Source organism: Acidovorax sp. LjRoot117 (genome assembly GCF_964252695.1).
Lineage (GTDB): Bacteria > Pseudomonadota > Gammaproteobacteria > Burkholderiales > Burkholderiaceae_C > Acidovorax.
Window position 1 is genome coordinate 130,079 of sequence record NZ_CAXUPO020000016.1, and the last position, 13,151, is coordinate 143,229.

A 13,151-nucleotide genomic window follows, 5' to 3' on the forward strand; every position below is an offset into this window, starting at 1 on the left:
GCCAACGAGCGCCGAGCGGCGCGAAGGACGCGCGGGCGGCAAAGAGGGGATTGGGAGCGCTGACGCGCAGGACGTGCCGGCAGCACGCTCCCGGCCGGGGCAGCGCGCGACTCAGGCCGCGTAGACCTCGTCCAGCGACCGGAACCCCTTCATCTCGATGGGATTGCCGCTGGGGTCGTGAAAGAACATCGTCCACTGCTCGCCGGGCTGGCCTTCGAACCGCACCTGGGGCTCCAGCGTGAAGGCGGTGCCTGCGGCCTTCAGCCGGCCGGCCAGCGCATGCCAGTCGGGCAGCTCCAGGATGGCGCCGAAGTGCGGCATGGGCACCAGGTGGTCGCCCACATGGCCGGTGCGGGCGCTGGTGAACGGCTCGCCCAGGTGCAGGGAGATCTGGTGCCCGAAGAAATCGAAGTCCACCCAGGTGTCGGTGCTTCGGCCTTCCTGGCACCCCAGCACACCACCGTAAAAGCGGCGTGCGGCGTCGAGGTCGGTGACGTGAAAAGCAAGATGAAAAAGGCTGCGCATGACGGCAGGATAGCAGCGCGGCAGCACAGGGAGCGGACACAGCGGCGCACCGGCACGGCCTGATCCGGCTGCTTCTCGGCGGCCCAATTGGTCCGGGCCTGCGCGGGGCACCGCAGTTCGCCTCCTGCGACCCACCGCGTGCCACGGCATGCCACCACGCCACAATGCTCCATCTTCCCCACCGCACTTTGCTGCGCCCACTGCCATGCCCAACGCATCGCCCGACTATCAGCGTTATGAAACCCTGCGCATCACGCGCCGCGGCCAGGACGGCGCAGTGCTGGACATTCAAATGCGCGCGCTCAATGGCAAGCTTCCCACCGCAGGGCATGTGGGCCACCGGGAGCTGTGCGAGATCTGGCGCGATGTGAACGACGACGACAGCGTGCGCTGCGCGGTTTTGCGTGGCGAGGGCGCGGGCTTTTCGGGCGGCGGCGACCTGGCCATGGTGCAGGACATGACCGAGGACTTCGGGGTGCGCTGCCGCATCTGGAAGGAGGCGCGCGACCTCGTCTACAACATCGTGCACTGCGACAAGCCCATCGTCTCGGCCATCCACGGGCCTGCCGTGGGCGCGGGCCTGGTGGCAGGCCTGCTGGCCGATATCTCCATCGCGGCCAAGGGCGCGAAGATCGTGGACGGCCACACCCGGCTGGGCGTGGCGGCCGGCGACCATGCGGCCATCGTGTGGCCCCTGCTGTGCAGCATGGCCAAGGCCAAGTACTACCTGCTGCTGTGCGACCCGGTGAGCGGCGAGGAGGCCGAGCGCATCGGCCTGGTCTCGCTGGCCGTGGACGAGCCCGACCTGCTGCCGCGCGCCTACGAGGTGGCCGACCGCCTGGCCGCGGGCTCGCAGACCGCCATCCGCTGGACCAAGCACGCGCTCAACCAGTGGCTGCGCCAGGCGGGCCCGATGTTCGAAACCTCGCTGGCCCTGGAGTTCATGGGCTTCGGCGGCCCCGACGCCCGCGAAGGCGTCGCTGCCCTGCGCGAAAAGCGCGCTCCCAAGTTCTGACCCACCAGCTGCGCGCGGCGCCCAGTGCCCGCGCCCCTGCCGTCCCGTCCGCCCCATTGCGCGGGCCCCGTGAGACTGGCGCAGCCCCATGCAGTGCCACCGTGGAGCCGGCTTTGCCGGGCCACCGGTGGCGTTCCCCTCCGGGGGAAGCCGCGCAGCGGCTCAGGGGGCTTCACTTCCTCGCGAGCATCTCCGCCGTGTTGGTCTTGCGGTCGGCGTTGACGCGCTGCACGTGCGGGCGCTCGGCCATGCGGGTGAGGTACTCGCGCACCGGCAGGTCGGCCAGGTAGTCGCGGCCGTAGATGATCTTGGTGGCCGAGCTCACCAGCGGCAGGTGCACGATGGCGGCGCAGTCGGCCAGGGTGAAGGTGTCGCCGCCCACGTAGGGGCTGAACCGGGCCAGTTGGGCAAACGCGGCGATGTTCTTCGTGAGCTGCGCACCGACCTTTTCGCGCGCGGCCTCGCTCACCGTGCCGCCGAAAAAGGCCTGCGGATACAGGTTGCGCGCCACCAGCTCCAGGTGCAGCTCCAGAAAGGTGATCAGCTCGCGCACCTTGGCAGCGGCCAGCGGGTCGGCCGGGATCAGCGGGTGTTCGGGGTGGGCCGACTCGATGTAGTCTGCGATCACCGCCGATTCGCACAGCGTGCCGTGCGGCGTGCGCAGGTAGGGCACCTTGCCCAGGGGCGATGCGCTGCGGTCGGTCTCGCCGACCCAGGCCAGTTCCTCGGTGAAGGGCAGGCCTTTTTCGAGCAGGGCGAGTTTGACCTTGTTGTAGTAGTTGCTGGCCGAAAAGCCGCAGAGCGTGAGCATGGTGGTGTCTCCGTTGTTGTCGTTGAAAGGGGCGGTGCAGGCAGGCGCCAGGCCGGATCGTAGGCCCCGCCCGCCAGGGCGCCCGTCGCCCAGATGACCTCCGTCAAGGCCGCGGCAGGTGCGGCATCTACAATCGGGCCTCCATGGTGCCGTCCCTGCAAACCCTCCGCAGCCTTCGCTGGCTCGCCCGCTGTGTGCTGGCGTGGTTTGTGGTGTCCATCGGGGTGGCGGTGGCGTCGCCGCTGGTCAGCCCGCAGGCCATGGAGCTGATCTGCTCGGGCTCGGGCGCGATCAAGCTGCTGGTCAAGACCGACGACGGCGTGCAGGAAGTGACGAGCCACGCGCTCGACTGCCCGCTGTGCGCCCATGTCGGTGCACCGCCGCCCGCCACGCAGGCCCCGCTGCCGGTCGTTCATCCTTTGGCGCACGCCCTGCGCCCCATCCCCGCCGCGCACATCGCTGCGCGCACCGCCGCGCCGCTGCCGCCGCGCGGGCCGCCTGCATTCTCCTGAATTGCTATTGATTCAATAGCTGCTAGCGCTTGTCCATCAAGCGGTAGCAGCCTGTTTGGCTTGTATTTCAGGAGTTTCCATGCGCAAAAGCCGCAGGGTGCTGGCCGTGGCCGGTGCCTTTCCTCTCGCCCTGTTCGGGGCTGCACCCGCGCAGGCTCAGGCCGCCGACGGCGCGCCCGTCAAGGAGTTGGGCGTCGTCACCATCACTGGCGGCCAGCCCACTTCGCTGCCCACGCAGATCCCCACCACCATCGAAGGCGTGACGCGCGAGGAGATCGAGCATTCGATCAACGCCACCGACAGCGAAGACGCGCTCAAGTACCTGCCCAGCCTGCTGGTGCGCAAGCGCTACATCGGCGACTACAACCACGCCGTGCTGTCCACGCGCGCCTCGGGCACGGGCAACCCGGCGCGGTCGATGGTGTTTGCCGACGGCATCCTGCTCAGCAACTACCTGGGCAACGGCCCCACCAACGCGCCGCGCTGGATGCTGGTCACGCCCGAGGAGATCGAGCGGGTGGACGTGCTCTACGGCCCGTTTTCCGCCGCGTATGCCGGCAACTCGGTGGGCGCGGTGGTGGACTACGTCACCCGCATGCCCACCCGGTTCGAGGCGCACGGCAAGGTCAGCGTGCAGCACCAGCCGTTCGACCTGTACAACACCAGCGCCAGCTACGGCGGCCAGCAGGCCAGTGCCTCGGTGGGCAACAAGAACGGCGACTGGTCGTGGTTCCTCAACTTCAGCAAGACCGACAGCGAAGGCCAGCCGCTCACCTTCCCCACGCGCCTGGTCTCTGCAGGCGCGCCGGGCAATGCGGGCACACCGGTCACCGGCGCCGTATCGGGCAACAACCGCAGCAACCAGCCGTGGTACCTGCTGGGCACCGCCACGCAATACCGCACGCAGCAGGACCACATCAAGGCCAAGCTCGCCTACGACCTCTCGCCCACAGTGCGCGCGGCCTACACCTTCGGCTGGTGGCACAACGAGTCCGAAGGCCGCCCCGCCAGCTACCTGCGCGATGCAGGCGGCAACGCGGTCTACAGCGGCAGCGTGAACATCAACGGCCGCTCGTTCATGCTCATGCCGAGCGACTTCAACGTGTCCAACGAGGCGCTCACGCACTTCATGCACGGCCTGTCGGTCAAGAGCCGCACGCAGGGCGTGTTCGACTGGGAGGTCGCCGCCAGCCGCTACGACTACCACCAGGACACGCTGCGCGCAGCCACCGTGGCCCTGCCCGCCGCACTGAACGGCGGCGCGGGCCGCATCGTCGACGGCAAGGGCACCGGCTGGACCACGCTGGCCGCCAAGGGCACGTGGCGGCCCGACGGCGTGCAGGGCGCGCACATCGTGGACTTCGGCCTGCAGCGCGACAGCTACCAGTTGCGCAGCGTCGAGAACGCGACCACGGACTGGATCAGCGGCACCGCCGGTGCGCGCAACCAGGCGTTCAACGGCGACACGCAGCTGATCGGGCTGTGGGCGCAGGACACCTGGAAGATCGCGCCCCGGTGGAAGGCCGTGCTGGGCGCGCGCGCCGAGCGCTGGAGCGCCAGCCACGGGCAGACGGCCAATGCCAGCACGGTGCTGGGCCACCCCGAGCGCACCGAGAACTACCTCTCGCCCAAGGCCGCCGTGGCCTACCAGGCCAGCGCGCAGTGGGTGCTCAAGGCCTCCACCGGCCGCGCGGTGCGCATGCCCACGGTGTCCGAGCTCTACCAGGGCGGCATCAGCGGCAGCGGGGTGCTGGTCAACAACGACCCGAACCTCAGGCCCGAAAAGTCCTGGACCACCGAGCTGACCGCCGAGCGCGACCTGGCCGGCTGGGGCGGCGAGGGCCTGCTGCGCCTCACCGCGTTCTTCGAGCGCACGCGCGACGCGCTGTACTCGCAGACCAACGTGCTCGTCACCCCCAACGTGACCAACGTGCAGAACGTGGACGCCATCCGCACCAAAGGCCTGGAAGCGTCCTACCAGGCCGCCAACGTGTTCGTGCGCGGGCTGGACATCGGCAGCAGCCTGACCTGGACCGACTCGAAGATCACCCGCAACGACAAGTTCCCGGCCAGCGTCGGCAAGTGGCAACCGCGCATCCCCGCGTGGCGCGCCAGCGCCGTGGCCACCTACCGGCCGGACGCCACCTGGTCCTACACCCTGGGCGCGCGCTACAGCGGCAAACAGTACGGCACGCTGGACAACACCGACACCAACGGCTTTGCCTACCAGGGCACGAGCCGCTACTTCACCACCGATGTGCGCGTGCGCTACCAGGTCAGCCAGCAGGTGAGCGTGGCGGTGGGCATCGACAACCTCAACAACTACCGCTACTGGAATTTCCATCCGTATCCGCAGCGGACGTACATGGCTGAACTGAAGGTCACCCCCTGAGAAAGAAAGGTTACGGAAATGAATGTGAATACTATGAAAAAGATAGCTGCTAGCGCTTTATGGATCAGCGGTAGCGCCCTTTTGGTGCCTGCATCCGCCCACGTGGTGCTCGAATACCAGGTGGCCCCGGCCGCCAGCAGCTACAAGGCGACCTTCAAGGTGGGCCATGGCTGCGGCGCGGCGCCCACGCGGCAGATCGTGGTGGACATCCCGGCCGGCATGCGCAGCGCGCGGCCCATGCCCAAGCCGGGCTGGGCGCTGGACGTGCAGCGTGACAAGCTGGCCCAGCCGTACACCAGCCATGGCCGCAGCGTCACCGAAGACGTGGTGCGCATCACCTGGACCGCCATGACGCCGGACGACGTGCTGCCAAGCGCGCACTACGACGAGTTCGTGCTGGTCGCCACCACGCCCGAGCAGGCGGGCACCGTGTACTGGCCCGTGCGCCAGGTCTGCACCGAGGGCCGCAGCGACTGGACCGAGGTGCCAAAGCCCGGCCAGAAGCTGTCGGACCTGAAGTCCCCTGCAGCCGCACTGGAGATTCTTCCCGGCGGCAGCGCGGGTGGCCACAATCACTGACAGTGGCCGCGTTCCTCATCTTTGCCTCTAGCAATCTCTCTTCTTGCCACGCCGCACCGCGCGTGGCGCTGCACCTTTTCTGAACTGAAGGACAACACACCATGACATCCACACGCTTTCACACCGCCGCCCGGGCCTGCATCCTGGCTGCCACGCTCGCTGGCGCCCATGCCTGGGCGCAGACCGCTGCCGCCGTCAAGGTCGAGGGTGCCTGGGCCCGCGCCAGCGTGCAGGGCCAAAAGGGCACCGGCGCCTTCATGCAGCTGACCGCCAAGGACGGCGCCCGCCTGGTGCGCGCCGAGTCGCCGGCCGCGGGCGTGACCGAAGTGCACGAGATGAAGATGGAGGGCGACGTGATGAAGATGCGCGCCGTCCCGTCGCTCGACCTGCCCGCAGGCAAGACGGTGGAGCTCAAGCCCGGCGGCTACCACGTCATGCTGCTCGACCTGAAGGCCCCGCTGGCCAAGGACAGCACCGTGCCCATCACCCTGGTGTTCCAGGACGCCAAGGGCGCCGAAAGCCAGCTGAACCTGAGCGTGCCCGTGGGCACGTCGGCACCGGGCGCCGCGCCTGCGGCGCACGGGCACAAGCACTGACCGGCGCAACGCACCGCGGCCGCCCATCGTGCGGCGGCTTCAGGCCGCGCACGCGGCGCGATAGCCCGGCGCGCCCCCCGGAAAAGACCGTACGCCCGCAGGGCAGGCATTGGAGTAAGCTGTGCCTCCACCACAGAATCACCCAGTCCCCACCTCTTGCGGAGCGGCCATGAGCGACACATCCAACTTCGGTTTCGGCAAATTCGTCCCCGGTTTCGACTTTCTGCAAAGCCTGGCCAAGGGCGCGTCGAGCAGCATTCCCCAACTGCCCAACCTCTCCAACTGGGTGGCCCCCACCATCAGCGTGGAAGAGCTCGAAAAGCGCATCGATGAACTCAAGGCGGTGCAGTTCTGGCTGGAGCAGAACTCGCGCGCGCTGGCCGCGACCATCCAGGCGCTGGAAGTGCAGAAGATGACCCTGGCCACGCTCAAGGGCATGAACTTCAGCATGGGCGACGTGGCCAATGCCTTCAAGCTCAAGACCGCCGACACCGTGATGAGCGGCGTGCAGAAGGCCGCCGGCACCGTGAGCGGCGCAGCCGACGCTGTGGCAGGTGCCGCAGCCCGCGTGGCCAGCCGTGCTGCCGAAGCGCAGGCCGATGAGGCCGATGACGCCGAAGAAGCCCAAGAGGAAGACGACGCCCCCGCCGCGGCCTCCAAGTCCAAGGCTGGCAAGGCTGACAAATCCAAGACCGCAAGCGCCGAGCCCAATGTGGTCGACCCCATGCAATGGTGGGGCGCGCTCACCAGCCAGTTCCAGCAGATCGCCACCAACGCGATGAAGGATGCGGCCAAGCAGACCGCCATCGACACCACCAAGAACATGGCCACCGGCCTGGCCAAGGAGGCGTTCAAGACGGCCTCCGGCATGGCCAGCCAGTTCGCGGCCAAGGGCATGCAGACGGTGCAGGGGGCGGGTAAGCGCGCGTCTGCCCCGCGTGCCGCCAAGAAGAAGGCCGCTGCCCCCGCCAAATCCGCGCCGCGCAAGGCCGCTGCCAAGCCCGCCGCCAAGAAATCCACCGCCCGCACCAGCGCCTCGCCGCGCAAGCGCGCGGGCTGACGGGGCCGGGCGCGGCGGGTGCAACAAACCCGCTCGCCGGCTGGCCTGCCCCCAGAGAGACCATGATGAAACTATTTCCCTCCGGCCATGCCACACACCCGCAGTGGCGCATGGCCGCCGCGCTGGTGCTGGCCCAGCTGCGCGCCCAGATGGCGCTGCCCGGCTACGCGCCGGCGCCCACGCTGGGCCTGCTGTACATCACCGACCACTACGCCGACGAGGCGCAGGCGCTGCTCGACTACCTGAGCGGCGAGCTGCCCGAGGTCACCGACTGGAGCGGCACGGTGGGCGTGGGCGTGTCGGCCAACAACGCCGAATACTTCGACGAGCCTGCGCTGTCGGTCATGCTGCTGGACGTGCCGGCAGACCAGTACCGCGTGTTCTCGGGCGTGGCGCCCCTGCCCACGCACCCGCCGCATGCGGCCGGCGGATTCACCGCGCACACGGCCCTGGTCCACGCCGACGGCCACACGCCCGAGCTGGCCGAGCTGATCCACGAGGTGGCCGAGCGCACCGACACGGGCTACCTCTTTGGCGGGCTGACTGCCAGCCGCAGCGCCAGCGTGCAGTTCGCGGTCGGCGGCAACGGCAACCTGGCGGGGCAGGGCGCGGCCACGGGCGTGTTCGACGGCGGCTTGTCGGGCGTGGCCTTCGGGCCCGGTGTGGCGCTGGTCTCGCGCGTCACCCAGGGCTGCCAGCCGGTGGGTGCGCTGCGCGCGGTCACTGCTGCGCAGGAGAACGTGGTGCTCGAGCTCGACGGCGAGCCCGCGCTCGACGTGCTGCTGGACACCCTGGAAGTCTCGCTGGAGGGCGACCCGCAGCCCGCGCTGCGCAAGGTGCGCGCCACGCTGGCGGGCCTGGTCAATGCAGGTGAGCAGCCGCAGGGCCAGCGCCGCACGGGCCACTTCGGCACCGACACGCGCGTGCGCCACATCGTGGGGCTCGACGGCTCGCGCCGGGGCGTGGCCCTGGCCGACCGCGTGGAGACGGGCATGCACCTGGCGTTCTGCCAGCGCAATGTGGCCGCCGCCCGCGCCGACCTCATGCGCATCTGCGCCGAGATCCGCGAAGAGCTGGAGCCCGAGGAAATGGAGCCGCTGCACGTGGTGTCGGACGCCGACAGCGACACGCAGCCCGCGTCGCTGGCGCCCAGCGCGGCCACGGGCCCGGCGCCCAAGCCCGGCCAGCGCATCTGCGGCGCCGTCTACGTGAGCTGCTCGGGCCGCGGCGGTCCGCATTTCGGCGGGCCCAGCGCCGAGCTGCAGATCGTGCGCCACGCGCTGGGCGACGTGCCGCTGGTGGGCTTTTTTGCCGGCGGCGAGATCGCGCACCACCACCTGTATGGCTACACCGGCGTGCTGACGGTGTTCGTGGGGGACTAGGGAGGAAGGCACGCCGGGCGCAGGCTCCGCAGGCCCCAAAGAAAAAGGCGACCCTCGGGTCGCCTTCGCCATGGCTACGCGCTGCGGCGCATCAACCCGCGGGCAGCCCTTCGGGTTCGTCCCGCTCTTCGTCGGTGAGCTTGGTGGCCAGGATCTTGTCGATGGTCTTGCCGTCCATGTCCACCACCTCGAGCTTCCAGTTCTCCCACTGCACCGTGTCGGTCACCTTGGGCAGGCGGCCCGTGAGCAGCATGATCATGCCGCTCAGCGTGTGGTAGCGGCCGCGCTCTTCTTCGGGCACGGTGTCCAGGTTCAGGCGGTCCTTGAGCTCGGGCACGGGGATGTGGCCGTCCAGCAGCCAGCTGCCGTCGTCGCGCTGCAGCGCCCAGGACGTTTCCGGGTCGCGCGGCTGGAACTCGCCGGTGATGGCCTCGATCAGGTCCTGCAGCGTGACGATGCCCTGCACCTCGCCGTACTCGTCGATCACGAACGCCATGTGCACGTCCTGCAGCCGGAAGTTGTCCAGCAGCTCCATGCCGGTGATGGTCTCGGGCACGTACAGCGCCGTCTGCAGCGGCTGGTCGGCCAGGCTCTGCTGGCGGTCGCGCAGCGCGCGCGACAGCCACTGGCGCGCGTTGATCACGCCCACGATGTTGTCCATGCCGCCACGCACCACCGGGAAGCGCGCGTGGTCCGATTCCTCGATGCGCGCCAGGTTCTCCTCGAACGTCGCTTCGATGTCCAGGCACACCACATCGCCGCGCGGCAGCATCAGCGAGCCGATCTGGCGGTCGTCCAGCCGGAACACGTTGCGCACCATGGTGTGCTCGTGCGACTCGATCACACCGGCCGTCGTGCCTTCCACCAGCATGGCGTGGATCTCTTCCTCGGTCACCGGGCTGCCGCTGGTTTCCTTCACGCCCAACAGGCGCAGCAGCGTGCGCGTGGACGTGGACAGCAGCAACACGAACGGCTTGGTCGCCAGCGCCAGGAAGTTGATGGGCCGCGCCACCAGGCGGGCAAAGGTCTCGGGGTAAGACTGGCCGATGCGCTTGGGCACCAGTTCACCCACCACGATCGAGAAGTACGTGATCAGCACCACCACCAGGCCGGTGGCGGCATAGTTGCCGTAGGGCTGGGGCATGCCCAGCGAATACAGCCACGACGCCAGCGGCGCGGCCAGCGCGGCCTCGCCCACGATACCGTTGAGCACGCCGATGGACGTGATGCCGATCTGGATGGTGGAGAGAAAACGCGTGGGGTCTTCGCCCAGCTTCACGGCGGCGGCGGCGCCGCTATCGCCCTCGTCTATCAGCTTTTGCAGCCGGGCCTTGCGTGCGGTGACCAGGGCGATCTCCGACATGGCAAACAGGCCGTTGAGAAAGATGAGGGCGAACAGTATTGCTATTTCCATACAAAGGGCGCCTTGCGCGCCCTTGGGTGTTGAGAAGCTGACGATTGTAGGGATACCTTGGCCCGGGAGGCTCTCCCTGGGGTTTGAAGCTTTTGCAGGTGCAGGCCAATCGACATGGAGTGTAGGTGTCATAGTGCCGACAGGCTGGTGTATTGCCTGCTTCTGTTTGTTACAGAAAGCATGATCAACGGCTGCTATCGACGGTAGAGTGGCGCCCGCGCACTAGTAGTCGCTCTGCAGCTTGATTTGATCAACACAAGAGTGTGATCAGAGGACTCGCGAGAAAGCAAATGTGGCCGGAAACTCGGCAGCCTTGACAAACAATCTGGACAAGAGGGAGAGGGAATGCAACGCTCGACTGAATCGGCGCTGGTGAGGCGCGTCACGGCCTTGCCACCGGCTGCGGCGCACAGTCGTTGGCTGGTTGTACTTCAGATATTGATGCTTTCGGTATGGTGTTTGGTGAGTGCTTCTGCACAAGCTGCACTACATCAAGAAGAGGTCGGGATTTTTCGCTATGGAAATGGCTTACTACTGCTAAACGGATACCAGCCGTATGCGCGCAGTGACGGAGAAGCGGCAGCCATTCCTAGACACAATTCGCCCAGTCAACAGGAAGATGGAAGCTTGTGGATCATTGGTGGACCGAACGTACTCGACATTTTTCAGGTCTGCGTCAAATTTCCCAACGGCCCTTCTTGTCCGGGAGCGGGGCCTACAACGGAAACTGCTGTTGGAGCCGAAGGCAACTGGTTCTACAACTATCAATGGAACCCAATGGGTCAAGGCTGTCCGCTTAATAGCGAGGCCACCGCACAAGGCTGCATCTGCAAGCGCGACTATGCAGAGGATCCTGCCGCAAATCGCTGCGTACAGTCATCGCCCGAGCCGCAATTATGTCAAGCGGGCACGCACACCACGCAGCCCATAGTCCCAGCAGCCCAAGCCAAAATCCGAACAGAGACCGACTGGGCCGGGCAAGGCCCTGCGGCCCTGTCGTTCACCCGCTATTACCGCAGCACCTGGGCGCTCCACTACGCGGAGTCCACGCGGACCATGAGCAAGGTGTGGACCCACAACCACAGCACCTACCTCAAACGCGTTGCCACTCCGGCCGGTACCAGCGTCGGCATCATCACTGGCGAAGGCTATCGGCGCAGCTTCTTCAAAGCCACCGATACGAACAACTGGGTTGCTACCAACAGCAACGACACCTTGGTGCAAGACGCTTCAGGCGCGTGGACGTACCGACGCATGGACGACGATGCAACGCTGGTGTTTGATGCTCCCGGCAAACTGTTGACCGTGACTGCACGCAATGGATGGGTCACCACGTACGCCTATGACGGAAATGGACTGCTCGCATCCGTGTCCAACGCATTCGGTCAAACGATCACCTTCTTTCACTACGGCGGCAAGCTGGTGTCGGTCACCGTACCGGGGCAAGGCGTCATTTGGTACATGTACAACGGCGAGTACTTGTATCGGATCACCTACCCCGACAACACGACCCGTTTCTTTCAGTACGAGCACGTGAGGAGCGACCAGCTCCTGACAGGTATCACCGACGAGGCGGGCGTTCGCTGGGCCACGTTTGACTACGACAGTGCTGGGCGAGCCATCCGCTCCGAACTCGCTGGCGGGGTAGAGCGCTATCAGGTCAGCTATCCAGGCCCCAACGGCGGGGCCACAACGGTCACCGACCCGTTGGGAACCACCCGAGCCTTCAACTACACCCTCAACCTGGGCAAACTGGTTGTCACTGGCGCCGACAAACCCGACGGCATCGGCCAGCCCGACGCAGCCAGCCGCGTGCAAAGCGATCTGGGCCTGATCACCGAAGAAACCGACTTCCAGGGCACCAGCACCACCTACCTCTGGAACACTGACCGCAGGCTGCCTATTGCCACCACCGAAGCCGCAGGCAAACCCGAAGAGCGCACCACCGGTATCGAATGGCACCTCCAGTGGCGCCTGCCTGTTGCGGTGTATGAACCAGGGCGGGTGACCGGCTACACCTACGACAGTCTCGGCAACCGGCTCACCCAGACCATCACCGACACCGGTGCCGGCATGGGCAGCGGCATAGCCCGCACCACCACGTGGACGTACCACCCCTCAGGCCTGGTCGCTACAGAAACCGCCCCCAACGGAGCAGCCACCAGCTACCAGTACGACAGCGCAGGCAACCTCACCAGCACCACCAACGCCCTGGGCCACGCCGACACCTACACCCATGACGCCGCTGGCCGCGTGCTCACCCACACCTCGCCCACCGGTGCGACGACCACCTACACCTACGACGCGCGCGGCCGCCTGCTGACCGCCAGCGTGGACGGGCAAGTCACCACGCTCACCTACCGCCCCACGGGCCAGGCAGCCACCGCCACGATGCCGCATGGCCACGTCGTCACCTACACCTACGACGCCGCCCAGCGCCTGACCGGCTGGAGCGACAACCGAGGCAACGCGGGCACCTACACCCTGGACGCCATCGGTAACCGAACCCAGGAAGAAATCCGCAACGCCCAGGGCCAACTGGCCTGGACGCTGGCGCGCAACATCAACAGCCTCAACCGCCTGGACAGCATCACGTTGGGCGGCCAGCAAACTACCACCCAAGGCTATGACGCCAACGGCGACACAGTGCGCAGCACCAACGGCCTGGGCGAGGCCACCCAGTACGGCCTGGACGCCCTGCGCCGCGTGCAGGCCATCACCGACGCGCAAAGCGCCACAGCCAGCCTGACCTACAACGCGCTGGACAGCGTCACCCAGGCCAAAGACTTCAAAGGCGTAAACACCACCTACTCCCGAGACACCCTGGGCAACGCCACCGGAGAATCCAGCCCGGACAGCGGCCTG

General features: G+C 67.2%; 11 protein-coding genes. 8 read left to right on the forward strand and 3 right to left on the reverse strand.

Going from position 1 to position 13,151, the window contains the following annotated elements:
- Window positions 1–111: 111 nt before the first annotated feature.
- On the reverse strand, window positions 112–525 hold the full coding sequence (locus tag ACSQ3D_RS26060) for a VOC family protein (protein ID WP_056420289.1): 414 nt from the start codon (window positions 523–525) through the stop codon (window positions 112–114).
- A gap of 205 nt (window positions 526–730) precedes the next feature.
- On the opposite strand from ACSQ3D_RS26060, the gene ACSQ3D_RS26065 reads away from it, so the two are divergent.
- Complete coding sequence (locus tag ACSQ3D_RS26065; protein ID WP_436128752.1) at window positions 731–1,540, forward strand: enoyl-CoA hydratase/isomerase family protein; 810 nt, start codon at window positions 731–733, stop codon at window positions 1,538–1,540.
- Window positions 1,541–1,712: 172 nt separating this feature from the next.
- Here the strand turns inward: ACSQ3D_RS26065 and ACSQ3D_RS26070 are convergent, their stop codons facing one another.
- Window positions 1,713–2,351: a glutathione S-transferase gene (locus ACSQ3D_RS26070; protein WP_436128753.1), complete on the reverse strand. Its 639-nt coding sequence runs from the start codon at window positions 2,349–2,351 to the stop codon at window positions 1,713–1,715.
- 143 nt (window positions 2,352–2,494) lie between these two features.
- Between ACSQ3D_RS26070 and ACSQ3D_RS26075 the strand changes: the two genes are divergently transcribed.
- The 6 genes from ACSQ3D_RS26075 to ACSQ3D_RS26100 all read left to right on the forward strand — a co-directional run bounded on the left by ACSQ3D_RS26075 (window position 2,495) and on the right by ACSQ3D_RS26100 (window position 8,872).
- Window positions 2,495–2,863 (forward strand): DUF2946 family protein, encoded by a 369-nt coding sequence (locus ACSQ3D_RS26075; RefSeq protein WP_200912461.1) that lies wholly within the window; start codon window positions 2,495–2,497, stop codon window positions 2,861–2,863.
- 79 nt (window positions 2,864–2,942) lie between these two features.
- Window positions 2,943–5,255 carry a TonB-dependent receptor gene (locus tag ACSQ3D_RS26080; protein WP_436128754.1) on the forward strand — a complete coding sequence of 771 codons (2,313 nt, stop codon included), beginning with the start codon at window positions 2,943–2,945 and terminating at the stop codon, window positions 5,253–5,255.
- An 18-nt stretch (window positions 5,256–5,273) separates the two neighbouring features.
- Window positions 5,274–5,834, forward strand: coding sequence for a YcnI family copper-binding membrane protein (locus tag ACSQ3D_RS26085; RefSeq protein WP_436128755.1), 561 nt, complete (start codon window positions 5,274–5,276; stop codon window positions 5,832–5,834).
- 101 nt (window positions 5,835–5,935) lie between these two features.
- The gene (locus tag ACSQ3D_RS26090) at window positions 5,936–6,430 is read left to right on the forward strand and encodes a copper chaperone PCu(A)C (RefSeq protein WP_056420278.1); all 495 of its coding nucleotides are present in this window, start codon (window positions 5,936–5,938) and stop codon (window positions 6,428–6,430) included.
- A 169-nt stretch (window positions 6,431–6,599) separates the two neighbouring features.
- On the forward strand, window positions 6,600–7,490 hold the full coding sequence (locus ACSQ3D_RS26095) for a PhaM family polyhydroxyalkanoate granule multifunctional regulatory protein (RefSeq protein WP_436128756.1): 891 nt from the start codon (window positions 6,600–6,602) through the stop codon (window positions 7,488–7,490).
- A 65-nt stretch (window positions 7,491–7,555) separates the two neighbouring features.
- Window positions 7,556–8,872 (forward strand): FIST signal transduction protein, encoded by a 1,317-nt coding sequence (locus tag ACSQ3D_RS26100; RefSeq protein WP_436128757.1) that lies wholly within the window; start codon window positions 7,556–7,558, stop codon window positions 8,870–8,872.
- A 91-nt stretch (window positions 8,873–8,963) separates the two neighbouring features.
- Here ACSQ3D_RS26100 and ACSQ3D_RS26105 read toward each other — a convergent pair whose 3' ends face one another.
- A complete protein-coding gene (locus ACSQ3D_RS26105) occupies window positions 8,964–10,286 on the reverse strand; it encodes a hemolysin family protein (RefSeq protein WP_056420272.1) in 1,323 nt (440 codons plus the stop codon).
- 777 nt (window positions 10,287–11,063) lie between these two features.
- Between ACSQ3D_RS26105 and ACSQ3D_RS26110 the strand changes: the two genes are divergently transcribed.
- On the forward strand, window positions 11,064–13,151 hold a 2,088-nt coding region (locus tag ACSQ3D_RS26110; protein WP_436128758.1), incomplete at its 3' end, for a DUF6531 domain-containing protein.